Here is a 24,297-nt window from a genome sequence, read left to right on the forward strand (position 1 = left end):
ACCCATATTGATTTTGCTGTTTAAAATCTCTATTTCATCTTTACCAAATTTCGCCATGCCCGATGTGTAAAGCTGATTGCCCTGCTCATTTTGCCTCAAGCCCACATAAACCCAAATCATAATCGGAATTGCATTGTTAGGCAGATATTCTTTCGCTACTTTCTGATAAAAATCAGCCGTATAAACTGTTCCCGAAGTGTACACGCTGGTGGCATTTTCTTGTTTCAGGCAGCCTGAAACAATTTTGCTGTACAAATTCATGCCAGCTACTTCGCTGTTTTCGGCTTGGTTCATGACCGTAACCATCAAATGCGCTTTGTGGGCTTCGGCAGCAGCTACGGCATTGGGGCAATAATAATTGCCTTTGGCTCGTTGTACGGCTTCGCCATTCGGGATAGGAGCGGGCATTAAAGCAATCGCACATAAAAACTCGCCGATGGTTAAAATGTATGAGCAAGCGTAGGGTGGGCAACTCGTTGCCCACGCGGTTTGATACACGCCACATTATTTTGTTTTTTCAGGCAGCCTGAAATCAAATATTTCACAATAAAACATCATTTTATGCGTATCTGATTGAACTGCGTGGGCAACAAGTGCCCACCCTACGCTTGCTGAAATATTTTTCAGGCAGCCTGAAAATTTTAAATCACACCCTGCTCTTCTAATTTACCCAAAAAATACGGCATCATATCGCGCCAAGCGGGCCAGTCGTGGGCAACATCATGCCCCCAGTAATCAAACCATGCGTCAATATTTTTCGCGGCAAACGCGTCTTGTAAACGGCGTGTGTCTTCAATATGTTGCGCTTCCCATGCGCCTTGTCCCACAGCAATAATGTAGTGGCTTTGGCGATAGCGTGCCAAAAACCAGTTATCGTGTTGATTCCACAAATAATCAATCGGGGAATTGAAATAAACGGCTTGGTCGCCGTGATAATCGTGGGTGAAAAAACGGGCATCGTACACGCCGCTCAATGCAATGGCGGTATCAAACAAATCGGGGTGGCGCAAGGCAAAATTGATGGTGTGAAAACCGCCCATGCTGCACCCTGTGGCTATCATGCCATCGCCCCATTGGCATTCGTGGCGAATGTGGGGAACGAGTTCGTTGATGATGTAGCGGTCGTAGGCGTTGTGGGCTTGTGCCATGTCGTGTGGGGATTTGTGGGTGGCGAGCCATGATTCTTTGTCAATGGAATCTGGGGTATAGACGCGAATTAAGCCGCGTTCAATATGGCTGCGAATCGCGTCAATCATGCCAAAATTGCCGTATTCGTGGTGGTTGCCGCCCGATGATGGGAAGACAATCATGGGTTTACCCGCGTGTCCGTAGACATTGAAATACATTTCGCGTCCGAGTTCGCCGCTCCAATGGCTTTTGCTTTCAAATTTCATTTTATTCCTTAAAATTTAATCATAATGTGTTTTTTAATTTTTCAGGCTGCCTAAATATTCAGGCAGCCTGAAAACCATTTAATTTATTTCTCAATATTTCTGATGGGCAAATTGTACAATTTCGCGCATATTTTCCAGCGTATCGGTGCGCGCCAAAATGCCGTGTTCGCCCATGATTTTGGCGAATACCCCTGGTACTTGTTGTACGCTGATGATATTCAATGGGAAGCGTTGGCAAACGGATTCAATGCTGTTCACATAATGCTGATTGGCTTTGCGTGAAATATACACCACGTTCCAAGGGTGCGTGATGTTGGCGTGGAAACGGTTTTCGCGGACAATATTGGCGTATTCGGCGAACACGTCAAAATCATTGGCATAGTTCCACATATCAATGGTTAAACCACCAGGGGGGCGGCAATTGATTTCCAAAGGCAATAATTCGCCTGTGGCGTGTACGCGGAAAAATTCAAAATGGAAAAAGCGTTCACGCACATTAAACGCTTGGACACATTGTTTGCCCAATTCTACCAATTTGGGCGAAATGTCGCGTGGCACGAAATAGTACATATCGCCATCTTTGGCAACGGTGTCCAATACGGCTTCGGAATATTCCAAGCTGGCGTAGAACACAATATTGCCATCGTGGTCGGTCAAGCCGTCAAAAGTGATGATGTCGCCATCAATAAATTCTTCCATGATGTATTCAACATGGCGATTTTGGTAATGGAAAAAGTCTTCCAATTCTTCTGCGCTGCGGATTTTGTAGGTATCGCTTGCGCCCACGCCTGAATTGGGCTTGATAATCACTGGGAATTTCAAGCGTTTGGCGAGCGCGCGGGCTTCGTCATCGCTGTAGAATACTTGTCCTTGTGCCACTTTCAAACCAATTTTGCGGAACACTTCTTTCATTTGCGCTTTGGTTTTAATCGCCAGCATATCAGGGTTTTTGTAACCAAAAACATTGAAATCGGTACGCAAACGCGCGTCCAGTTCCAGCCAATATTCATTATGCGATTCAATGCGGTCAATGCGACCATATTTGTGGGCAAAATAGGCTACGGCGCGGTACACCTGTTCATAATCTTCCATATTATCCACGCGATAATATTCGGTCAGCGATTGACGCAAATTTTCGCTCAAAGATTCATACGGCGCATCGGCAATCCCCAAAGTATTGATGCCTTTTTCGTGCAGGCGCACGGCAAAAGTTTCAAAATTGGTGGGGAAATGGGGGGAAATCATCACAAAATTCATCTTGTTTTTGCCTCCGTGAAAAAAACCATCATGAATGATTTGAGTAATTGTGTCAAAGTAAATTTTGGGTTTCAGGCTGCCTGAAGCAATAAGCCTTGCTGTAAGGTGCGCCGTGCGCACCATTCTGTGTAAAAAAACGCTATTTGGCTGAAATTTGGTGCGCACGGCGCACCCTACATTGCACAAAACCCCTTTTCAGGCAGCCTGAAACCCCCATTTTTGTTATAAAATGACCGTTTATTTTGTTTCAGGCTGCCTGAAATGGTTTTTTTTAACATTGTTTGGCTTACTTTTCTAAAAAGTAAGTCGCCGCGCGGCGACAGAGCGCACGCCGTAGGCAAACCAAAAGGCAGCCTGAAACCCAACATTATCCATAAAATCAAAGGAACACAAAATGCCCGATTACCGCTCCAAAACCTCCACGCACGGCAGAAACATGGCTGGTGCGCGCGCCCTTTGGCGTGCCACAGGCGTGGCAGAATCCGATTTTGGCAAACCCATTATTGCCATTGCCAACTCGTTTACCCAATTTGTCCCAGGTCATGTGCATTTGCACAATATGGGGCAACTGGTGGCGCGTGAAATTGAAAAACACGGCGCAATCGCCAAAGAATTTAATACGATTGCCGTTGATGACGGCATTGCCATGGGTCATGGCGGCATGTTGTACAGCTTGCCCAGCCGCGATTTGATTGCCGACAGCGTGGAATACATGGTCAATGCCCATTGTGCAGACGCGCTGGTTTGCATTTCCAACTGCGACAAAATCACCCCTGGTATGCTGATGGCGGCTTTGCGTTTGAACATTCCCACCGTATTCGTGTCGGGTGGTCCGATGGAAGCGGGCAAAGTGATTGGCGCGATTCACATTGCCGACAACCGCAAACTGGATTTGGTGGACGCGATGGTGGAAGCCGCCAACGACCAAGTTTCCAACGATGCGGTCAAAGAAATTGAACAAAACGCTTGCCCCACTTGCGGTTCGTGTTCGGGTATGTTTACCGCGAACTCCATGAATTGCTTGACCGAGGCTTTGGGTTTGTCGTTGGCGGGCAATGGTTCGCTGTTGGCAACGCATTCGGGTCGCAAAGAATTGTTTTTGGAAGCCGCGCGCCTGATTGTGGACATCACCAAACGTTATTACGAACAAAACGATGAAACCGTGTTGCCACGCAGCATTGCCACCAAGCAAGCCTTTGAAAATGCAATGAGTTTGGACGTGGCAATGGGCGGTTCAACCAACACCGTTTTGCATTTGCTCGCTGCCGCGCGTGAGGCGGAAGTGGATTTCAAAATGGCAGACATTGACCGCATCAGCCGTCAAGTGCCTTGTTTGTGCAAGGTCGCGCCCAATTCCAAAGATTATTATATGGAAGACGTGCATCGCGCAGGTGGCGTGATGGCGATTTTGAACGAATTGGCAAAAGCAGGTAAATTGCACACCGATGTGTACAATGTGCATTCAGGCAGCCTGAAAAACGCTTTGGCAAAATGGGACGTGTCCAACCCTGAAAATACCGTTGCCATTCAACGTTTTAAAGCCGCTCCTGCTGGCATTCGCACGGTGGAAGCCTTTTCCCAATCACGCGAATGGAAAACCCTTGATTTGGATAGACAAAATGGCTGTATCCGCAGCGTGGAACACGCTTATTCGCAAGATGGCGGTTTGGCGGTGTTGTTTGGCAACATTGCCGAACGCGGTTGCGTGGTTAAAACGGCAGGCGTGGACGAAAGCATTTGGCGATTCACAGGTCGTGCGCGTGTGTTTGAAAGCCAAGATTCAGCCGTTGCCGCGATTTTGGACAACCAAATTGTGGCAGGCGACATCGTGATTATCCGCTACGAGGGCCCGAAAGGTGGGCCGGGTATGCAAGAAATGCTCTACCCAACTTCTTATTTAAAATCAAAAGGTTTGGGCAAACAATGCGCCTTGCTCACAGACGGACGTTTCTCGGGCGGCACATCGGGTTTGTCCATTGGACACGCCAGCCCAGAAGCGGCAGAAGGTGGCGCAATCGGCTTGGTACGCGAAGGCGACACGGTCAAAATTGACATTCCCAACCGCAGCATTCATCTTGACGTTTCCGATGAAGAATTGGCGGCAAGACGCGCTGAAATGGAAAGTCGCGGCAGCCGCGCGTGGAAACCCGAAAACCGCGAACGCCACGTTTCAGCCGCTTTACGCGCCTATGCCGCGATGACGACTTCGGCAGACACAGGCGCGGTGCGCGATGTGTCGCAAGTTGAGAAATAATTGATATTTAGCTGTCAATAAAGTTTCAGGCAGCCTGAGAGTCAAAAAAATGGCTTTTCAGGCTGCTTGATTTTTCATCTCAAATCTTGATTGCGAAATTATTTTAATATAAAATCCGATTAAATTTATTTTAAACACAAAAAAGGACTTTAATCATGAGATTTAATTTGAATGAGATGGTTTTGTTATTGGTTGATGAAATTTTTGGTGGACGTGATAAATTGTTTGCATTTAGTGAATTTATTGAAGCTAAAAATGAAGAAATCCATGATAATATTATGAGTAAACGCAATCATATTTTGCGTTCTTTATCCAAAATAATACCAGAAAACAATCTCAAATTAGTGAAAAAGATTGAACAAGGTAATACCTATGGTGATGAAAAAAGAGAGGAATTGTTAGACAGTATTTTTTGCTGGTTTATTGATGAATTAAGCAAATCTAATCCATTTATCACAGTTCATCCTTCTTTGAATAGCTCAAATAACCATTATTATGTTGAGATTTGTTCAAAAAATTTTAGACTGATGTGTATTCTTGGAAGAAATACAAGAAAAAGTAAATATTTTCAACAGATAGCAGAGGAATGTAATACAAAACACACACCTGAACAACTCCTTCTTGCAAATCTTGATTTTGCTGATATTCATACGATTGGGCAAAAGTTAGTTGAAGATAAAAGAACATTTGTAACTGTTAATATGTTGCCTTCTGTTGGTGGATTACATTTGGTTTTTGATTTTCCACACGCTAAATATACCAAATTAAGTGATAGTTTAGGTAAATTGACTTTAACTACACTGCTTGCCATGTATGATAAAATGAAATCAGAAAAACCAATTCCCCCAGCACCAAAACCTAAACGTCCAAGCAGCAAAAAGAAATATGGGGGAGAGTAATTTAATTTTAGGAATGTGAATATTATGAAAGTGGGTCTAACAGATTTTGTACCTGAAAAATTAGAAATAGCTCGCAAAGCGCGTGGTTGGAATGCGGCGGAACTGGCTGAATATTCAGGTGTATCTGCAACCACGCTTTCTAATTGGGAAAGTGGCTTACAACAGCCAAGTTTTGTCAATTTGGAAAAAGTTGCTGATACATTAAAATTTCCAATGAACTGGTTTTTAGAAAAAACAGATATTCAAGATAAAGGGGTATATTTGTATCGTAGCCTGAAACAAGATTTAACTGTTTTTCGTGAAATGGCAAAAGCCAAAATGACAATCACATCTCACATTGTCAAGCGTTTAGATGAATGGATTGAATTTGAACCTTTAAATTTACCCACTTTGGATATTCCAAACAATCCATTTTTGCTAAATGATTTGGAAATTGAACACATTGTAGCTCAATGCCGTGAGTTTTGGCGACTAGGTTCTGCACCTATTCCCAATATGATTGAATTACTTGAATATATTGGTATCATTGTCATTAAAGACAACTTAGGTACTGTTTCAATGGATGGTGTATCTAATTGGTACGATGGTCGTCCGTTTGTTTTCTTGAGTAAAGACAAAGAAAATGCACCAAGAAGCCGTTTTGATGCTGCGCATGAATTAGGGCATATCATTTTACATCGTCATCTTAAACGTGAAGATTATGATACGAGTATCAAATCAAATAATAAAGAAGAAAAAGACAAAAGAAAACAAATGTATGATTTAATTGAAAAGCAGGCAAATTATTTTGCTTCCGCTTTATTATTGCCTGAACAAATGGCATACCAATTAACTTATCCTACATTAGATAAGTTATTGGCAATTAAACAGAATTGGGGAGTTTCAGTAGGTGCATTAATTATGCGTGCGCGAGCATTAGATGTAATTGATGATGACCAAAAAACTCGTTTATTTAAAAATTATAGTGCACGTGGTTGGCGTAAGGGTGAGCCATTAGATGATATTTTTAAATCTGAATATCCTAGTATGTTATATAACGCTTTTGATGTTTTGGTCCATGAAAGTGCTTATCCTAAAAATGGATTAGTTGAATTATTTAGTTTAAATCAAAATGATTTGATTGATTGTTGTGCACTACCTAAATATTTTTTTGATGAACATTCAAAAATCATTAAATTTAAAGCTAAAAAGACCGCATAAACTAATCGCAATTCTTAAAACATTGATTTCAAGCAGCCTGAATGTCTTTTCAGGCTGCGTGAAACCTATTTCTTCACAATTCTCCGACACCCACAAACTCAAATCTTGCTTATTCAACGCTGCCGCCATCAAATCAGGGAATTTATCAGGCGTACACGCAAACGCTGGCACACCCAAAGCAAGCGTAGGGTGGGCAACTTGTTGCCCACGCAGTTCAATCAGATACACATAAAATGATGTTTTAATGTGCAATATTTCATTTCAGGCTGCCTGAAAAATAAAATAACGTGGCGTGCATAAAACTGCGTGGGCAACGAGTGCCCACCCTACGCTTGCTAAAATTGTTCCTGTAAATCCAGATAAAGGGTTATAAAAATGATGAATAGTAATAATGCTTACTTTTGTAGATTATTTCAACGAGCTTTTTTATTTAACATTCCTAAAACAGTTGATTTTATTTCATTTAAAATAACAGAAAATATTATTGATTTATTTATTATATCAAAAAAACAATTAAGCGATCAGGAATGTGAATATATATATAGTGCAATTTCAGAAGTTGAAGGAGATATTGTAGAATGTATTATATTTAATACACATTTCCTCATCATGGACAATTTACCTAAAAATTTAGAGCAATTTGGTGAAGCATTATTTGCTTTTATAGAGCAAGCGTAGCCTGTGCAATTAACGCGAATTGTTAAATGGTAGGATGGGCAACTTGTTGCCCACACAAATAACCACAGCACCCTTAACTCCTTTTCAGGCTGCCTATAAATCATAAATATCTTTCCTATTTTTGATATAAACATGACTTTTTATCAATAATCCAATGATTAAAATTAGCTTTCAGGCAGCCTGAAAAAAATAAAATAACACGGCGTGTATCAAACCGCGTGGGCAACGAGTTGCCCACCCTACTTGCTCCTAGCGGAGGTTTTTTGTCGCCAGCAAAAAAGGTTCGGTAACATGAATAGTTTGGTTAAGTCTTTGGGCGTTCTGATACTATTACAAGATAGATTTTATAATGATAATTTTGAAATTAATATTTCATTAGAGCTATCTGGTTTAGTTGTTGGGGTTAATATGCTTAATAGAAACGTTGTTGATATAATAGATTCAACTTTTGGTAATTATCAGGATTTATACAGTACATCTCCATTATTTAGATTTTCTAAATCAAACTTAAGATTTAAATTATTTTTATATGCAGAAAATATGAATAAAATATTTATTAAGGATGAAGAAATTAATTTTAATAAAGTTTATCTTGATTTATATTTCAAAAAAAATATTAAATATGTTTTTAATAATTGGGTTAATTGTTATTTTTATAAAGAAAAAATTATATTTTGTGATAATTATTTTTTTGAAAATAAAGTTATTTTTCAAATAATTATTAATGAATCATTTTCTTTTTTAATGGAATGAGATAATATTTTTGGATTTTGCATAGATATTGATAAATATTTTAATGGATGGAATGATTATGGGCGAAATTTTTTGATTGATTATTTCTTGATAATAAATCAATGTGATTGGAATTCGAGAGATGATGAATTTAATGTTGAACTATTAAAAAAATTACTTTTATCATATAATGGTTTTATATTTAATAAATTTATTGATGGGCTATTGATAGAAATTGACTATATGTAATTTCTGGAATTAGGAATTAAAGTTAAATTTAAAAAAATAGGTAAATATATGAAACCTCGCAACAAACGCCAACCATTAACTCCAGAGCCAGCGTAGCCTGTGCAATTAATGAGCAAGCGTAGAGTGGGCACTTGTTGCCCACGCTTTGGTCGTTCCATCAATTTGATTTTGATGTGCCAATAATTGCCTAAAACTCTGTTTCAAACTGCCTGAAACACTTTTGTATGCAAAATTTAACATACGTTACATTGAATTCTTCACGATAAAAGTAATTTCAGCAAGCGTAGGGTGGGTAACTCGTTGCCCACCCTACGCTTGCTGGTGGACAAAGTTTGAAACGCACAGTTGCGGCGTGTGAATAATGGTTTCAGGCAGCCTGAAAAATAATTTCCCCCAACCCCTTGTCAATATAAAAAAAACGCTTTATAATCCGCCGTTCTTTCAGCTCTGTTCCAGAGTATCTTCCCTTTGGGGCCAAGACTGGTTTACTAGAACCGTAGGGTTTCAGCCTAGTCCGAATGTCAATGAGATGTATCGGGCAGTCTGAAAGTGGTAAATTAAGTTGGATTTTTTTTAAGGTTAATAACATGATTCAAATGCAGACCATCTTGGATGTGGCTGATAACTCTGGTGCGCGTCGTGTAATGTGCATCAAAGTATTGGGCGGTTCCAAGCGTCGCTACGCTAATGTTGGCGACATCATTAAAGTGGCAGTAAAAGATGCTGCTCCTCGTGGGCGCGTTAAAAAGGGTGATGTTTACAATGCTGTTGTGGTTCGTACTGCAAAAGGCATTCGTCGTCCCGATGGTGCGTTGATTAAGTTTGACAACAATGCAGCCGTATTGTTGAACAACAAACTTGAACCAATGGGCACTCGTATTTTTGGTCCAGTAACGCGTGAATTGCGTACTGAGCGTTTTATGAAAATTGTTTCATTGGCACCCGAAGTGCTATAAGGTATAGGAAGGTTTACAATGAACAAAATTATTAAAGGCGACCAAGTCGTTGTCATCACTGGCAAAGACAAAGGTAAACAAGGTCAAGTGGTTCGTGTATTGGGCGACAAAGTGATTGTTGAAGGCGTAAATGTTGTAAAACGCCATCAAAAACCCAATCCTATGCGCGGTGTTGAAGGCGGTATCATCGTAAAAGAAATGCCATTGGCAATTTCAAACGTAGCCATCTTCAATCCTGAAACGAAAAAAGCAGACCGTGTTGGTATCAAATTGATTGAAGGCGAAGGCAAAGTAAAACGTGTTCGCGTGTTCAAATCAAACGGTGCGGAAATTGCCGTTAATCGTGGAGCGTAATCATGGCACGTTTACAAGAATATTACACTAACACCGTTGTGCCAGAACTGATGAAACAGTTTGGCTACAAATCCATCATGGAAGTGCCTCGCATTGAAAAAATCACCTTGAATATGGGTGTGGGCGAAGCAGTTGCCGATAAAAAAGTGATGGAACACGCTGTATCTGATTTGCAAAAAATTGCAGGTCAAAAACCAGTAGTAACCGTAGCTCGCAAATCTATTGCAGGCTTTAAAATCCGTGATAACTACCCAGTTGGTTGCAAAGTAACTTTGCGCCGTGAACGTATGTTTGAATTTTTAGACCGTTTGGTAACGATTGCTTTACCTCGTGTACGCGACTTCCGTGGCGTGAGCGGCAAATCTTTTGACGGTAGCGGTAACTACAATATGGGTGTTCGCGAACAAATCATTTTCCCCGAAATTGAGTACGATAAAATTGATGCGTTGCGCGGTTTAAACATCACCATCACTACTACTGCAAAAACTGACGAAGAAGCAAAAGCTTTGTTGTCATTGTTTAAATTCCCGTTTAAAGGTTAATCATGGCGAAAAAAGCACTTATTAATCGTGAAGCTAAACGTGTTGCTTTGGCTAAAAAATACGCGGCAAAACGTGCTGCTATTTTTGCAGTCATTAATGATGCGAATGCAACAGATGAAGAGCGTTTCGAAGCTCGTCTGAAATTACAATCGATTCCCCGCAATGCTGCGCCTGTTCGCCAACGTCGTCGTTGTGCCATTACTGGTCGTCCACGTGGTGTATTCCGCAAATTCGGTTTGGGTCGTATCAAAATCCGTGAAATCGCTATGCGTGGCGCAATTCCGGGTGTTATTAAAGCCTCTTGGTAATAGGAGTATAAAAAATGAGTATGCATGATCCTATTTCCGATATGTTGACCCGTATTCGTAACGCACAACGTTCTAACAAAGTTGCTGTGGCTATGCCTTCTTCAAAATTAAAATGCGCGATTGCAAAAGTTTTGAAAGAAGAGGGTTATATCGAAGATTTCTCTGTATCTGCTGATGCAAAACCTGTATTGTCTATCAATTTGAAATACTATGCAGGTCGTCCTGTCATTGAACAGATTAAACGTGTTTCACGCCCAGGTTTGCGTGTTTACAAAGGCTCTGATGAAATCCCTGCTGTGATGAACGGTTTGGGTGTAGCCATTGTCAGCACTTCCAAAGGTGTGATGACTGACCGTAAAGCGCGCGCTGCTGGTATTGGCGGCGAGTTGCTGTGTATTGTTGCCTAATAGGAGCGTTTAACGATGTCTCGCGTAGCGAAAAATCCAGTAACTGTTCCTGCTGGCGTAGAAGTAAATATCGGAACAGACGCATTGACCGTTAAAGGTAAAAACGGTGTGTTGTCTTTGCCCTTGAAAGGCGATGTAAATATTGCCTTGAACGATGGCACTTTGACTTTTCAGGCTGCCAATGAAAGCAAACACGCTGCTGCCATGTCTGGCACAGTTCGCGCTTTGGTTGCCAATATGGTTAAAGGCGTATCTGAAGGTTTTGAGAAAAAATTGCAATTGGTTGGTGTGGGTTACCGCGCACAAGCTCAAGGTACTACTTTGAATTTGTCTTTGGGTTTCTCTCACCCTGTGGTGTATGAAATGCCAGAAGGCGTAAGCGTTGCAACACCTTCTCAAACCGAAATCGTGCTGACTGGTGCGGACAAACAAGCCGTTGGTCAAGCTGCTGCTGAAATTCGTGGTTACCGTCCGCCTGAGCCTTATAAAGGCAAAGGTGTTCGCTATGTTGGCGAAGTGGTAGTCATGAAAGAAGCTAAGAAGAAATAATTGAGGCTGTAACCATGAATAAAAAAATCGCAAGATTGCGCCGCGCTCGCAAAACCCGTGCGCGTATCGCAGATTTGAAAATGGTGCGTTTGTGCGTGTTCCGCACCAACAGCCATATCTATGCTCAAATTATCAGTGCCGAAGGCGACAAAGTATTGGCTTCTGCTTCTACTGTTGAAGCTGAAGTACGCGGCAGCCTGAAATCAGGTGGCAATACTGCAGCGGCTGCCGTTGTTGGCAAACGCATTGCGGAAAAAGCCAAAGCGGCTGGCATTGAAAAAGTGGCTTTTGACCGTTCAGGTTTTCAATATCACGGTCGCGTGAAAGCTTTGGCTGAAGCTGCTCGTGAAAACGGTTTGAGCTTCTAAGAAAGATTTTGGAGACCAAAATGGCAAAACATGAAACAGAAGAACGCGGCGACGGCTTAATTGAAAAAATGGTTGCCGTAAACCGCGTAACCAAAGTGGTTAAAGGCGGTCGCATTATGGCGTTCTCGGCTTTGACCGTAGTAGGTGATGGCGATGGTCGTATTGGCATGGGCAAAGGCAAATCTCGTGAAGTGCCTGTTGCTGTACAAAAAGCCATGGATCAAGCACGTCGCAATATGATTAAAGTGCCTTTGAAAAATGGTACGATTCATCATGAAGTAATTGGTAAACACGGTGCAACTCGCGTATTTATGCAGCCTGCAAAAGAAGGTAGCGGTGTAAAAGCGGGTGGTCCTATGCGCTTGGTGTTTGATGCAATGGGTGTGCATAACATCTCTGCAAAAGTACACGGTTCTACCAATCCTTACAATATTGTTCGCGCAACTTTGGACGGCTTGTCAAAATTGTACACTCCTGCGGACATCGCGGCTAAACGTGGTTTAACCGTAGAAGAAATCTTGGGAGCAAACCATGACTGAGCAAAAAAAGATTAAAGTAACTTTGGCGAAAAGCTTGATTGGTACGATTGAATCACATCGTGCTTGTGCGCGTGGTTTGGGCTTGCGCCGCCGCGAACACACCGTTGAAGTGTTGGATACCCCAGCGAATCGTGGCATGATTAACAAAATCAGCTACTTGCTGAAAGTTGAGGAGTAATTTATGTTTTTGAATACGATTCAACCAGCCGAAGGTGCAACTCATGCACCACGCCGCGTAGGTCGCGGTATCGGTAGCGGTATCGGCAAAACAGGCGGTCGCGGTCATAAAGGTCAAAAAAGCCGTGCAGGCGGTTTCCACAAAGTGGGCTTTGAAGGCGGTCAAATGCCTTTGCAACGCCGTTTGCCTAAACGCGGTTTCAACTCATTGACTGCTGCTTTCAACGCTGAAGTTCGTTTGAGCGAATTGAATGCCGTAGCCGTTGATGAAATTGATGTATTGACTTTGAAACAAGCTGGCTTGGTTGCTGCCAATGCACAAACGGTAAAAGTCATCGCTTCAGGCAGCCTGAATAAAGCAGTTACCTTGAAAGGTATTAAAGCCACTAAAGGTGCAAAAGCTGCGATTGAAGCTGCTGGTGGCAAAGTAGAAGAATAAGGCGACAATAGTGGCTACTCAACTCTCTTCATCAGGAAAAGCAAGTCTGTGGAGTAATCCCGATTTACGGAAACGCTTACTGTTTTTGCTCGGTGCGCTGATTGTATTTCGTATTGGCGCACACGTTCCTGTACCCGGTGTAGATGCAGCCGCTCTAGCTAAATTGTACCAAAACGTTGCAGGGAGTGGCATCTTGGGCATGTTAAACATGTTTTCAGGTGGCTCCCTTGAACGTTTTAGTATTTTTGCTATCGGTATTATGCCCTACATTTCTGCATCGATTATCATGCAGTTAGCAGGTGAAATAGTCCCATCACTCAAAGCCTTGAAAAAAGAAGGTGATGCAGGACGCAAAATCATTACCAAATATACTCGTATTGGTACGGTACTGTTGGCGGCAGTGCAAAGTTTTGGTGTAGCAACTTTTGTGTATCAACAAAATGTTGTGGTGGTCAGTCAATTTGAATTTACAGTTTCAACCATTACCTGTTTAGTAGGTGGGACGATGTTCCTGATGTGGTTGGGCGAACAAATTACCGAGCGTGGCATTGGTAATGGTATTTCACTGATTATTACTGCAGGGATTATTGCAGGCATTCCTTCTGTGATTACACAGCTTTGGACATTAATCAGTACCAATGCAATGAATCCATTGGTGGCAATGGGCATTGTGATTGGGGTATTGTTATTGACGTATGGTGTGGTGTGTTTTGAAAGTGCTTTGCGTAAAATTCCCATTCACTATGCAAAACGTCAAGTCATGCAAGCGCAAAGTACGCACATGCCTTTTAAATTAAACATGGCAGGTGTGATTCCCCCAATTTTTGCGTCTAGCGTGATTATGTTCCCAAGCATGTTAGCCAGTTGGTTTGGTGGTTCAGACCCATCTAGCTTGCCAAATAAAATCGCAGCACAGTTACAACATGGTACTTATTTGTACATGGGTTTATTTGCTGCAACCATCATCTTCTTTTGTTATTTCTATACGGCATTGGCATTTAGCCCAAAAGAAATGGCGGAGAATTTGAAAAAAAGCGGTGCATTTGTCCCCAGTATTCGTCCGGGTGAGCAAACTTCTCGCTATTTAGAAAAAGTCGTGTTGCGCCTGACGTTCTTTGGTGCATTGTATATTACGACCGTTTGTTTGATTCCAGAAATATTGACAACGTCTTTTGGTATTCCATTTTATTTGGGTGGTACATCGTTGCTGATTCTGGTTGTTGTAACTATGGATTTCAATACGCAAATCGCTTCTTACCGTGTGAGTCAGCAGTATGACGCATATTTGAGCAAGCGCAGCGATGCGAAATCATTACCACATAAGTAATTATGGCTAAAGAAGATACCATTCAGATGCAAGGCGAAATTTTAGAAACTTTGCCCAATGCAACTTTTAAAGTAAAACTCGAAAACGGACACGAAGTGTTGGGTCATATTTCAGGTAAAATGCGGATGCACTATATCCGCATTTCTCCCGGTGATAAAGTTACCGTGGAAATGACACCTTATGATTTGACTCGCGCTCGTATTGTTTTCCGAGCCCGATAAACCCGTTGTTACAAGGAAGTAATCATGCGTGTACAACCTTCAGTAAAACCCATTTGCCGCAACTGCAAAGTTATTCGTCGTAACCGTGTTGTTCGCGTCATTTGTACTGACCCCCGTCATAAACAACGTCAAGGCTAATGATTTCACAATAATGGTTGAAGTTTAATAAAAAGAATATTTCTTTTGAAAACAAACTTTTCAGGCAGCCTGAAAGGTCTCAACCCTTATTGTGCGATGACTTAGCCCTGATTTTTGTGATATATTGACGGACTTTTGCCCTTAAGGAAAAAATATGGCTCGTATTGCAGGGGTAAATATCCCCAATAACGCCCATATTGTAATTGGCTTACAAGCCATTTATGGTATTGGTGCGACTCGTGCTAAAAACATTTGCCAAGCGGCTGGCATTGCGCCAACCACCAAAGTAAAAGATTTGGACGAGTCTCAATTAGACGCTTTGCGTGAACAAGTTGCTAAATATGAAGTAGAAGGCGATTTGCGTCGTGAAGTTACTATGAACATCAAACGCTTGATTGACATGGGCTGCTATCGTGGCTTCCGTCATCGTCGTGGCTTGCCTTGCCGTGGTCAGCGTACTCGCACGAATGCGCGTACCCGTAAAGGTCCTCGTAAAGCGATTGCTGGTAAAAAATAATTTTTAAGGAATTAATTGATGGCTAAAGCAAACACAGCCTCTCGTGTACGCAAAAAAGTACGCAAAACCGTGAGTGAAGGTATTGTGCATGTACATGCATCTTTCAATAATACCATCATTACAATCACCGACCGTCAAGGCAATGCATTGTCTTGGGCTACCTCTGGCGGCGCGGGATTTAAAGGTTCTCGTAAAAGTACACCCTTTGCTGCTCAAGTTGCAGCAGAAGCCGCTGGTAAAGTTGCCCAAGAGTATGGCGTGAAAAATTTGGAAGCGCGTATTAAAGGTCCAGGTCCTGGTCGCGAATCTTCTATCCGTGCGCTCAATGCTCTGGGTTTCAAAATCACCAGCATTACTGACGTTACTCCGTTGCCACACAACGGTTGCCGTCCGCCTAAAAAACGTCGTGTGTAAGGAGTGATTGAGAATGGCACGTTATCTGGGTCCAAAATGTAAATTGGCTCGCCGCGAAGGCACAGATTTGTATCTGAAAAGCGCACGTCGCTCTTTAGAATCTAAATGTAAAATGGAATCTGCACCTGGTCAGCATGGCGCGAAGAAACCTCGCTTATCTGACTACGGTTTGCAATTGCGTGAAAAACAAAAAATTCGCCGCATTTACGGTGTATTAGAGCGTCAATTCCGCCGCTACTTTGCCGAAGCAGACCGCCGCAAAGGTTCAACTGGCGAATTGTTGCTGCAATTATTGGAATCGCGTTTGGACAACGTGGTTTACCGTATGGGTTTCGCTTCTACCCGCGCAGAAGCCCGCCAACTGGTTTCCCACAAAGCCCTGACTGTAAACGGTCAAGTGGTAAACATTCCTTCTTTCCAAGTGAAAGCAGGCGATGTGGTGGCAGTACGCGAAAAAGCAAAAAAACAAGTTCGCATTCAAGAAGCCTTGGGTTTGGCTGCCCAAATCGGTATGCCAAGCTGGGTTTCAGTTGATGCCAACAAAATGGAAGGCACGTTCAAAAACGTACCTGACCGCGCTGAATTGTACAGCGATATTAATGAACAGCTGGTGGTAGAGTTCTACTCTAAATAATGCCTAGCACAGTGAGGGACAGTTAAATGCAAAACAGCACAACCGAATTTTTGAAACCCCGCCAAATTGATGTGGATACGCTGTCCGCAACTCGCGCAAAAGTGTCAATGCAGCCTTTTGAGCGTGGTTTTGGTCATACATTGGGTAATGCTTTGCGTCGTATCTTACTGTCGTCCATGAATGGCTTTGCACCTACTGAGGTCAGCATTGCTGGCGTGTTGCATGAATACTCCACCTTGGACGGTGTTCAGGAAGATGTCGTGGACATTTTGTTGAACATCAAAGGCATTGTGTTCAAGCTGCATGGTCGCACCGATGTATTGGTAACACTGAAAAAATCGGGTGCGGGTGCTGTGCGCGCCAGCGATATTGAATTGCCTCACGATGTGGAAATCATCAATCCTGACCATGTTTTGTGCCACTTGGCTGAAAATGGCAGCATTGAGATGGAAATCAAAGTAGAACAAGGTCGTGGCTATCAATCGGTTTCGGGTCGCCGTCATGGCAAGGAACAAAACAAGATTGGTGCCATTCAACTGGATGCGAGCTTTTCGCCCATCAGCCGTGTTAGTTTTGATGTTGAAGCAGCTCGCGTGGAACAACGCACCGACTTGGACAGCCTGATTTTGGATATTGAAACCAATGGTGCGATTGACCCCGAAGAAGCGGTGCGTACCGCAGCGCGTATTTTGATTGACCAAATGTCCATCTTTGCCGATTTGCAAGGCACGCCTGTGGAAGTGGAAGAAGAAAAAGCACCGCCGATTGACCCTGTACTGCTGCGCCCCGTAGATGATTTGGAATTGACGGTTCGTTCTGCGAACTGCCTGAAAGCCGAAGACATCTACTACATCGGCGATTTGATTCAGCGTACTGAAACCGAGTTGTTAAAAACGCCAAATCTGGGTCGCAAATCTTTGAACGAAATCAAAGAAGTGTTGGCTTCCAAAGGACTGACATTGGGTTCTAAATTGGAAGCATGGCCACCTGCTGGTTTGGAAAAGCCGTAAGCTTTGAAGATTAAAGGATAATGACATGCGTCATCGTAATGGTAACCGTAAATTAAACCGCACCAGCAGCCACCGTGCTGCCATGTTGCGCAATATGGCTAACTCTTTGTTGAGCCATGAAACCATCGTAACCACTTTGCCCAAAGCAAAAGAGTTGCGCCGTGTGGTTGAACCCTTGATTACTTTGGGTAAAAAACCTTCTTTGGCAAACCGCCGTTTGGCATTTGACCGCACTCGCGACCGCGATGTGGTGGTGAAATTGTTTGACGATTTGGGCGTACGCTTCGCCAACCGCAATGGTGGCTATGTGCGTATCCTGAAATATGGTTTCCGCAAAGGCGACAATGCTCCTTTGGCATTGGTTGAGTTGGTTGAGAAAAAAGACGCTGAGTAATTCAGCGAAACAAAATAACCCAAACAGGTTTCGGCTTGTTTGGGTTATTTTTATGTGGATTTGGGTCATCCATATTGCCCCACCGCTCGGTGTTCAGGCTGCCTGAAACACAATTTCATGGGCTTCATCAAAACTGGGTATTTCCAATTTGCCCAACATTTGCATTAAAACGTGTTCGGGTACGGCGTGTTCGCGTTGTTTGTTTTGTTGCAAGAGCTTGGCATATGGCACTTCCAAATACACGATTTTGATTTTTGCGCCATATGCGGCAAAAATATCCGTCCATTTGCTGCGTAAATCGCGGTTCAAATTGGTGGCGTTGAAGACAAAATCGCGTTTTTCGCGCAAATATTGTTTTGCCAATTCTTTGCCGATTCGCACGGCTTGGGCGGTATCGTGGCTGTTGGCGGGATTGAGTTTGTGGGCGCGGCGTATGTCGTCCAGCGAAAGGGTGGGTAAATGGGATAAGTGCTTGTGAATAAAGGTATCTTTTCCTGAACCTGCCAAAGCACACATCATCACGACTTCGCAAGTGAAATCGTCATACGGCACATAATCTGCACTACCGCCTTGATTTAAATAGTGATAACGTGCTTGGGGCGTGGCGAATGGTCGTGCTTGTCCCCAGCAATTCAAGTCTTTGCACATTTCTTCAAATAAATCAATTCGCAACAATAAATCTGTTTGGTCGGCACAAATGCGCCCCAACACGTCTGCGCGCGCCAACATCGCCAACAGGCGTGTGTCCAGCACCAAACTGGCGGCAATCACGGCGCGTTCGGGGTCGGGTTTGCTGATTGCCCAAAGTGGCAGACCGTGCAGGCGCACCAGTTTGCAAATTTGCTCGCGCACGGCAAAGGGTGTGGCGATGTCGCGGTAGAGAATTTGTCGTGCGGTGTATTCGCCTTTTTGCGCGTGGCGTGGCGAGACGATGCGCGTTTTGCCGTCTATGATTTCTTCGTGGGTGGTGCTGCGTTTTTCCACATCGTGCAACAGGGCGGCTGTGAACAGAATATGTTGATTTTGTGGCGATAATTCGGCAAATTCAGGCAGCCTGAACAATTCTTCCACCACCATTTGCGTGTGGGTCAAAACATCGCCTTCGCCGTGCCATTCGGGGTCTTGGGGGACGTGGCGCATTTCGTCCAGCCACGCATAATGTTGGGTCAGTTGCGCCCAATCAATCGGGCGGTGTGGGGTGTAGTGGGGGAAAGTCCACATGGTTTATCCGTTTGTTTTTATTTTGGGAAATTGTATTTCAGATAACCTGAACGCGATTCTAAATCCAACAAAAATTGTTTGCGCGACAAGCCGCCTGCGTAGCCTGTAAGCGTGCCGTTGCTGCCAATCACGCGGTGGCATGGCACGATAATGGAAATTTTGTTGCGCCCATTTGCCGCCGCCACCGCGCGAACGGCTTTGGGATTACCCAATTTTGCGGCTTGTTCCGCGTAAGAGATTGTTTCGCCATAGGGAATGGTTTGCAGAATGCGCCACACGCGCTGTTGAAAATCCGTGCCAACAAAGTCTATTGGCACGGAAAATTGTTTCAGGCTGCCTGAAAAATAAGATTGCACCTGCTCGGCAACTTCTTTTAATAAATCATGGGGTTGAAAAAAGATTGCCGCACGTTTGGCTTGGGCGATTTGGCGGATTTCGCTGTCCAAACGCGCTTGCCCAACAAATTCCAGCAAACACAAGCCTGTGGCAGAGCAAATTGCCAGCATTTCGCCCAAAGGGGTGGGGACAATTTGGGCGTGGAGTGGGGGCATGGTTTCAGGCTGCCTGAAATTCAGTTCATTGAAATATTGGGCGATTTTGGTTTCGGTATTCATAATATTTTTCTCATTATAAATTTATCTTGACAAATTTTAATGTAAATTTTTATAATCAAAAAAGCTATTCAGTCTTAGCTTGCTGTCCACTTTAAGCAAATCCTGACGGAAAGACTCTCAATTTAATTCCCCAAAATCGGCAACTTTGGGCAGTGGACACCCAATAACCGCCAAATTTTGGAGAAAATCCATGAAATTTATTCCTACATCAACACATATCGTTGAAGAAATCAAAAAACAAGCTAAAAAATTACAACGTAAAAATGGTGGCAAACACACCGATTTATTGGAACAAGCCGCTAAACAAAAAGGTTATTTGCATTGGCATCATGTTACTCAATGTGCTAAACATACAGAACAATTAGGCATTTCTTCACTTTCTGCCGAATGTTTCTATGTTATCCAAAAAGTAAAACGCGGGGAAAATGTCATTATCATGACAGGACCTGAAACAGCCAAAATTCCTTTTATTTTATTTGGTTGCAATAATGATGTTTGGTTATTTGAACCAAAAGAAAATACAGCCGCTTGTTTAATGTTACAAGGTGAAACATTACCACTTCAATTTATTGAAGAAAATCATCAACAAATTAAAATTGAGTGGGATTCCAGTTTAGCTGAAATTACTGAATTTTTCTTGTTTATTTTGGATAGCGAAACCAATCAAGAAAAGGGATATGCCTACCCAACTGATATTTTAGAAGCATTAGCGAATGTATTAATGAGAGCAAAAAATATTAAATTATAATTTAATAGTTGCGTAGGGTGCACCGTACGCACCAATTTCATCACAATTATTTGATTTTGTCGATAAATCGGTGCGCACGGCGCACCCTACAAAAATTCAGGCTGCCTGAAACGTGTTTCCCCACATTTTCAGGCAGCCTGAATGATTTCAAATCAAAAATCACCCACGCTGATAATTCGGAGCCTCTTTCGTAATCTGCACATCATGAACATGCGATTCGCTCATGCCTGCCGATGTGATTTCCACAAATTCCGCTTTTTCGTGCATTTCCGCAATATTCGCGCAACCCAAATAGCCCATGCTGGAACGCAAACCGCCCACCAACTGATGAATGATGTTCACAATCGGGCCCTTGTGCGGCACGCGCCCTTCAATGCCTTCGGGGACGTATTTGTCGGTGCTTTCCTGTTTGTCTTGGAAATAGCGGTCGTTGGAACCTTGACTCATCGCGCCCAACGAACCCATGCCGCGATACGATTTATACGCACGTCCTTGATACAATTCAATTTCCCCTGGTGCTTCGTCTGTGCCAGCAAACATGCCGCCCAACATCACGCAATGCGCCCCAGCCGCCAACGCCTTGGCAATGTCGCCTGAAAAACGAATGCCACCGTCTGCAATCACCGAAACGCCTGTGCCTTTTACCGCTTCGGCAACATTGGAAACGGCAGTTAATTGCGGTACGCCCACACCCGCCACAATGCGCGTGGTGCAAATGGAACCCGGTCCAATGCCCACTTTTACCGCGTCTGCACCAGCCGCCACCAAATCACGCGCGGCGGCGGCGGTGGCAATGTTGCCGCCTATCACTTGCACATCAGGAAAGTTTTGTTTGACCCATTTTACGCGGTCAATCACGCCTTGGCTGTGTCCGTGTGCCGTGTCCACCACAATCACGTCCACGCCAGCCGCAACAAGGGCGCGAACACGCTCTTCGGTATCCGCGCCCGTGCCAACTGCCGCGCCCACGCGCAAACGTCCTTCGTGGTCTTTATTGGCATTGGGAAATTCGGTGGTTTTGATGATGTCTTTTACCGTAATCAAACCGCGCAATTCGTCTTTGTCGTTCAACACCAAAACGCGCTCAATTTTGTGTTGGTGCATCACTTCACGCGCCTCTTCAATGCTTGTTCCCACAGGAACGGAAACCAATTTGTCGCGCGGTGTCATAATTGCCGACACGGGCAAATCCAAGCGCGTTTCAAAACGCAAATCGCGTGTGGTAACAATGCCCACCACTTTGCCGTTTTCCACCACGGGCAAACCCGACATTTTGCGTTTGCGTTGGGCGCGTTCAGCCAGCAAATCGCCAATCAAAATATGGGGGGATACGGTAACAGGGTCTTTCACAATGCCGCTTTCGTGGCGTTTGACTTTACGCACGGTTTCGGCTTGTTGTTCGGGGGTCATGTTTTTGTGAATGATGCCGATGCCGCCTTCTTGCGCCATGGAAATCGCCAAACGCGCTTCGGTAACGGTGTCCATTGCGGCAGAGAGCAGGGGCAAATTTAAAGTAATGTTTTTGGTTAATGGGGTTTTGAGCGAGACATCGCGCGGGAGAATGGTAGAATGTGCTGGAACGAGTAAAACATCGTCAAAAGTGTAGGCTTTTTCTACGATACGCATTTTAGGAGACCTTTGGGGTTTTGTTTAAAATGCACGGCATTGTAGCATAATTTACCACTTTCAGGCAGCCTGAAAAGCGTTTTTTCATGACAATTGATTGAGAAAACAGTACAATAGTTCTATTCTGTTCAATAAATCAATTTTTTAAGGAAAACAACATGATGAATTTAAAAACCATTTCTGCTGCCGTATTGGCATTGGCAATCAGTACCAGCGCAATGGCAGCCGATACCGTTTACGTTTGGCGCAACGGCAGCAGCAATACTTATTCCGACATTCCCAAAAATCTGCGTATGGACCACGCCAACAAAATGAACGTGCGTACCCACAACGTGCGCCAAGCCACCGAAGTGCGCCACAAAGAGCCTGAATCCTTGGCAGAACGCCGTTTAGCATTGGCGCAAGAAGCAGCCGAGCGCGATAAAAAATTGGAAGATGAAAACAAACGCATTATGGAAACCAACGCCAAAATCAAACAAGAAAATTGCGCCCAAGCACGTTCTAACTTAAGTTTGGCACAAAATGCGCGTAACCGCGACCAACTTGTACCCAAATACACTCAAGATGTGAGCAAATATTGCAATTAATCTTGCCCCCATTTTCAGGCAGCCTGAAACGCAAAATTCAGGCTGCCTGAATGTTTTTACTTGCCAAATCAAACAAAAAGCTGCATAATTCCCAGCTTAACTTTTTTTTCAACAAGAGGTGTGGGTACAACCCCCATACCCGCTTTTTAAGGACATTTCCAAATGAAACAAGACGTTCATCCAGAATACCATGACGTAAACGTAACCTGCTCTTGCGGCAACAAATTCGTTACCAAATCTGCCATGAGCAAAACCGACTTCAACATTGAAGTTTGCTCCGACTGCCACCCATTTTACACAGGCAAACAAAAAATCGTGGACACCGCAGGTCGCGTAGATAAATTCAACCAAAAATACGGCAATATGTTCAAACGCAACGTATAATCTTGAATTTGATGAAAATCACGTCAAAATATTTGTTTTGACGTGATTTTTTTCGTTTCAAGCAGCTTTTCGCTACCCTACAAAAAATGAAATACTGCCCGAAATCGTTGAGATACAGCAATCTAACCCCCTCTCCTTTGGGAGAGGGCTGGGGAGAGGGAAAAATCGTGGTACATTGAAAGTTTTACCCTCTCCCACAGGAGAGGGAACAGATGAGCGGTAGACAAAAATTTGTAGGGTAATGAAAGGCAGCCTGAAAAATATGGGAAACAAAATCATGCAAAAATACCCGCGCAGTCTCCACGCCCACATCAGTCTTGGCACAACATCAGACGACCGCTTTATGCCACGCGATTACGTCCGCCACTTTGCCGCCCTGCCCGATTTGGTGCTGACCGAAAAATTGGACGGACAAAACAACTGTTTTTGTGCCGCAGGGCTGTTTGCGCGCTCCCACGCCGCGCCCACGCAACACGCTTGGGACAAACCCCTGCTGGAACGCTGGCGGCTGATTAAAGACGATTTGGGCGATTTGGAACTGTTTGGCGAAAATCTGTATGGCATTCATTCTATTGCCTATTCTCAACTGGAAAGTTATTTTTACCTGTTTGCCGTGCGCCAAAATGGGCGATGGTTGAGTTGGGACGAGGTGCAATTTTACGCAGCGATGTTTGATTTTCCGACCGTGCCAGAAATCCCCATCACACAAGCACTCGCCACATTCACACAAAACAATTTAAATGAAAACAAGCAACTGGAAAACTGGCTGACCGCCAACTTGGGCATGGCGTGGACAGACTATGTGCAAACAGGCGGACAACTGGGCGGCTACGACCCGAAAACAGGCGAACCGTGCAGCGAAGGTTTTGTGATACGCAACCGCACCGATTTTGCTGTGAACAATGGCGATTACCTGTACAAGCCAATGAATTTAATCAATTATTTAAACTGGTACGCGCCAAGCACGTCCAAACCGATGTGCATTGGACAAAAACGTGGCAGCCCGCCCAACTGATTGATTACACAAAATACCATTGGGAAAGTTGGCAATTTGTGCAGGGTTAGGTTTTTCAGGCAGCCTTTCAGTACACGACAAAAAATCGGACGACCTGTTTTGGGTTTGAAAAATAGTCCAAAGTTGCCATCATCAACATGGCAGC

33 protein-coding genes and 1 pseudogene are annotated in these 24,297 nt (G+C 43.7%); 27 read left to right on the forward strand and 7 right to left on the reverse strand.

The annotated features are described in order from the left end of the window. The 3 genes and pseudogenes from Q338_RS06420 to Q338_RS06430 all read right to left on the reverse strand — a co-directional run. A pseudogene (locus tag Q338_RS06420) lies at positions 1–498 on the reverse strand (hypothetical protein); the annotation flags it as partial. A gap of 143 nt (positions 499–641) precedes the next feature. Further along, positions 642–1,394, reverse strand: coding sequence for an esterase family protein (locus Q338_RS06425; protein WP_034293236.1), 753 nt, complete (start codon positions 1,392–1,394; stop codon positions 642–644). Between the two features lie 90 nt (positions 1,395–1,484). Next, entirely contained in the window at positions 1,485–2,639 is a 1,155-nt protein-coding gene (locus Q338_RS06430) for an ATP-grasp domain-containing protein (RefSeq protein WP_084693556.1), read from the reverse strand. 406 nt (positions 2,640–3,045) lie between these two features. On the opposite strand from Q338_RS06430, the gene ilvD reads away from it, so the two are divergent. The 3 genes from ilvD (at position 3,046) to Q338_RS13730 (ending at position 7,004) form a co-directional block, all read left to right on the forward strand. Next, entirely contained in the window at positions 3,046–4,905 is a 1,860-nt protein-coding gene (ilvD, locus tag Q338_RS06440) for a dihydroxy-acid dehydratase (RefSeq protein WP_034293240.1), read from the forward strand. A gap of 155 nt (positions 4,906–5,060) precedes the next feature. Then, on the forward strand, positions 5,061–5,804 hold the full coding sequence (locus tag Q338_RS06445) for a hypothetical protein (RefSeq protein ID WP_034293242.1): 744 nt from the start codon (positions 5,061–5,063) through the stop codon (positions 5,802–5,804). 24 nt (positions 5,805–5,828) lie between these two features. Next, positions 5,829–7,004 (forward strand): helix-turn-helix domain-containing protein, encoded by a 1,176-nt coding sequence (locus Q338_RS13730; RefSeq protein ID WP_051968523.1) that lies wholly within the window; start codon positions 5,829–5,831, stop codon positions 7,002–7,004. Here the strand turns inward: Q338_RS13730 and Q338_RS06455 are convergent. After that, a complete protein-coding gene (locus Q338_RS06455) occupies positions 6,966–7,256 on the reverse strand; it encodes a hypothetical protein (protein ID WP_034293244.1) in 291 nt (96 codons plus the stop codon). The two genes, Q338_RS13730 and Q338_RS06455, sit on opposite strands and share 39 nt — an antisense overlap. A 123-nt stretch (positions 7,257–7,379) precedes the next feature. On the opposite strand from Q338_RS06455, the gene Q338_RS06460 reads away from it, so the two are divergent. From Q338_RS06460 to rplQ, 20 genes are all read left to right on the forward strand, one after another. Next, complete coding sequence (locus Q338_RS06460; protein ID WP_034293247.1) at positions 7,380–7,682, forward strand: hypothetical protein; 303 nt, start codon at positions 7,380–7,382, stop codon at positions 7,680–7,682. Positions 7,683–7,973: 291 nt separating this feature from the next. Beyond that, positions 7,974–8,435: a hypothetical protein gene (locus Q338_RS06465; RefSeq protein WP_211249429.1), complete on the forward strand. Its 462-nt coding sequence runs from the start codon at positions 7,974–7,976 to the stop codon at positions 8,433–8,435. Positions 8,436–9,250: 815 nt separating this feature from the next. Further along, positions 9,251–9,619, forward strand: coding sequence for a 50S ribosomal protein L14 (gene rplN / locus Q338_RS06475; protein ID WP_003783296.1), 369 nt, complete (start codon positions 9,251–9,253; stop codon positions 9,617–9,619). Positions 9,620–9,637: 18 nt separating this feature from the next. Further along, complete coding sequence (gene rplX, locus Q338_RS06480) at positions 9,638–9,973, forward strand: 50S ribosomal protein L24 (RefSeq protein ID WP_034293253.1); 336 nt, start codon at positions 9,638–9,640, stop codon at positions 9,971–9,973. A gap of 2 nt (positions 9,974–9,975) precedes the next feature. Beyond that, positions 9,976–10,515 (forward strand): 50S ribosomal protein L5, encoded by a 540-nt coding sequence (gene rplE, locus Q338_RS06485; RefSeq protein WP_034293255.1) that lies wholly within the window; start codon positions 9,976–9,978, stop codon positions 10,513–10,515. Positions 10,516–10,517: 2 nt separating this feature from the next. After that, entirely contained in the window at positions 10,518–10,823 is a 306-nt protein-coding gene (rpsN, locus tag Q338_RS06490; RefSeq protein ID WP_034293257.1) for a 30S ribosomal protein S14, read from the forward strand. Between the two features lie 14 nt (positions 10,824–10,837). After that, positions 10,838–11,230, forward strand: a complete 393-nt coding sequence (rpsH, locus tag Q338_RS06495) for a 30S ribosomal protein S8 (RefSeq protein ID WP_034293259.1) — start codon at positions 10,838–10,840, stop codon at positions 11,228–11,230. 15 nt (positions 11,231–11,245) lie between these two features. Further along, complete coding sequence (rplF, locus tag Q338_RS06500; RefSeq protein ID WP_034293262.1) at positions 11,246–11,779, forward strand: 50S ribosomal protein L6; 534 nt, start codon at positions 11,246–11,248, stop codon at positions 11,777–11,779. A 14-nt stretch (positions 11,780–11,793) separates the two neighbouring features. Continuing rightward, entirely contained in the window at positions 11,794–12,147 is a 354-nt protein-coding gene (gene rplR / locus Q338_RS06505; RefSeq protein ID WP_034293263.1) for a 50S ribosomal protein L18, read from the forward strand. 20 nt (positions 12,148–12,167) lie between these two features. Then, positions 12,168–12,686, forward strand: coding sequence for a 30S ribosomal protein S5 (gene rpsE / locus Q338_RS06510; RefSeq protein ID WP_034293265.1), 519 nt, complete (start codon positions 12,168–12,170; stop codon positions 12,684–12,686). Further along, on the forward strand, positions 12,679–12,864 hold the full coding sequence (gene rpmD / locus Q338_RS06515) for a 50S ribosomal protein L30 (protein ID WP_034293267.1): 186 nt from the start codon (positions 12,679–12,681) through the stop codon (positions 12,862–12,864). The genes rpsE and rpmD overlap by 8 nt, the downstream gene beginning before the upstream one ends. A 3-nt stretch (positions 12,865–12,867) precedes the next feature. Further along, a complete protein-coding gene (gene rplO / locus Q338_RS06520; protein ID WP_034293268.1) occupies positions 12,868–13,302 on the forward strand; it encodes a 50S ribosomal protein L15 in 435 nt (144 codons plus the stop codon). Positions 13,303–13,312: 10 nt separating this feature from the next. Next, positions 13,313–14,629 carry a preprotein translocase subunit SecY gene (gene secY / locus Q338_RS06525; protein WP_034293271.1) on the forward strand — a complete coding sequence of 439 codons (1,317 nt, stop codon included), beginning with the start codon at positions 13,313–13,315 and terminating at the stop codon, positions 14,627–14,629. 2 nt (positions 14,630–14,631) lie between these two features. Continuing rightward, positions 14,632–14,850, forward strand: coding sequence for a translation initiation factor IF-1 (gene infA / locus Q338_RS06530; protein ID WP_003788578.1), 219 nt, complete (start codon positions 14,632–14,634; stop codon positions 14,848–14,850). Positions 14,851–14,874: 24 nt separating this feature from the next. Then, positions 14,875–14,988 (forward strand): 50S ribosomal protein L36, encoded by a 114-nt coding sequence (rpmJ, locus tag Q338_RS14055; protein WP_002642304.1) that lies wholly within the window; start codon positions 14,875–14,877, stop codon positions 14,986–14,988. 154 nt (positions 14,989–15,142) lie between these two features. Continuing rightward, entirely contained in the window at positions 15,143–15,505 is a 363-nt protein-coding gene (rpsM, locus tag Q338_RS06535; protein ID WP_034293275.1) for a 30S ribosomal protein S13, read from the forward strand. Between the two features lie 18 nt (positions 15,506–15,523). Then, positions 15,524–15,919 carry a 30S ribosomal protein S11 gene (rpsK, locus tag Q338_RS06540; protein ID WP_034293278.1) on the forward strand — a complete coding sequence of 132 codons (396 nt, stop codon included), beginning with the start codon at positions 15,524–15,526 and terminating at the stop codon, positions 15,917–15,919. Positions 15,920–15,932: 13 nt separating this feature from the next. After that, the gene (gene rpsD, locus Q338_RS06545; protein ID WP_034293280.1) at positions 15,933–16,553 is read left to right on the forward strand and encodes a 30S ribosomal protein S4; all 621 of its coding nucleotides are present in this window, start codon (positions 15,933–15,935) and stop codon (positions 16,551–16,553) included. A gap of 26 nt (positions 16,554–16,579) precedes the next feature. After that, positions 16,580–17,563, forward strand: coding sequence for a DNA-directed RNA polymerase subunit alpha (locus tag Q338_RS06550; RefSeq protein WP_034293283.1), 984 nt, complete (start codon positions 16,580–16,582; stop codon positions 17,561–17,563). A gap of 25 nt (positions 17,564–17,588) precedes the next feature. After that, entirely contained in the window at positions 17,589–17,957 is a 369-nt protein-coding gene (gene rplQ / locus Q338_RS06555) for a 50S ribosomal protein L17 (RefSeq protein WP_034293286.1), read from the forward strand. 93 nt (positions 17,958–18,050) lie between these two features. Here rplQ and Q338_RS06560 read toward each other — a convergent pair whose 3' ends face one another. Continuing rightward, entirely contained in the window at positions 18,051–19,178 is a 1,128-nt protein-coding gene (locus Q338_RS06560; protein ID WP_034293288.1) for an AAA family ATPase, read from the reverse strand. Positions 19,179–19,195: 17 nt separating this feature from the next. Continuing rightward, positions 19,196–19,792 carry a methylated-DNA--[protein]-cysteine S-methyltransferase gene (locus Q338_RS06565; RefSeq protein ID WP_034293290.1) on the reverse strand — a complete coding sequence of 199 codons (597 nt, stop codon included), beginning with the start codon at positions 19,790–19,792 and terminating at the stop codon, positions 19,196–19,198. Between the two features lie 190 nt (positions 19,793–19,982). Between Q338_RS06565 and Q338_RS06570 the strand changes: the two genes are divergently transcribed. Beyond that, positions 19,983–20,540, forward strand: coding sequence for a hypothetical protein (locus tag Q338_RS06570; protein WP_051968524.1), 558 nt, complete (start codon positions 19,983–19,985; stop codon positions 20,538–20,540). A gap of 159 nt (positions 20,541–20,699) precedes the next feature. On the opposite strand, the gene guaB is transcribed toward Q338_RS06570, so the two are convergent. Next, positions 20,700–22,166 (reverse strand): IMP dehydrogenase, encoded by a 1,467-nt coding sequence (guaB, locus tag Q338_RS06575; protein ID WP_034293292.1) that lies wholly within the window; start codon positions 22,164–22,166, stop codon positions 20,700–20,702. A 158-nt stretch (positions 22,167–22,324) separates the two neighbouring features. On the opposite strand from guaB, the gene Q338_RS06580 reads away from it, so the two are divergent. The 3 genes from Q338_RS06580 (at position 22,325) to Q338_RS06590 (ending at position 24,152) form a co-directional block, all read left to right on the forward strand. Continuing rightward, a complete protein-coding gene (locus Q338_RS06580) occupies positions 22,325–22,753 on the forward strand; it encodes a hypothetical protein (RefSeq protein WP_051968525.1) in 429 nt (142 codons plus the stop codon). A 162-nt stretch (positions 22,754–22,915) separates the two neighbouring features. Next, positions 22,916–23,137: a 50S ribosomal protein L31 gene (rpmE, locus tag Q338_RS06585; RefSeq protein WP_034293294.1), complete on the forward strand. Its 222-nt coding sequence runs from the start codon at positions 22,916–22,918 to the stop codon at positions 23,135–23,137. A 277-nt stretch (positions 23,138–23,414) separates the two neighbouring features. Continuing rightward, positions 23,415–24,152, forward strand: a complete 738-nt coding sequence (locus tag Q338_RS06590; protein ID WP_244773387.1) for an RNA ligase family protein — start codon at positions 23,415–23,417, stop codon at positions 24,150–24,152. The last annotated feature ends 145 nt before the right edge of the window (positions 24,153–24,297 follow it).

It is taken from the genome of Alysiella crassa DSM 2578 (genome assembly GCF_000745955.1).
In the GTDB taxonomy this organism is placed as follows: Bacteria; Pseudomonadota; Gammaproteobacteria; order Burkholderiales; family Neisseriaceae; genus Simonsiella; species Simonsiella crassa.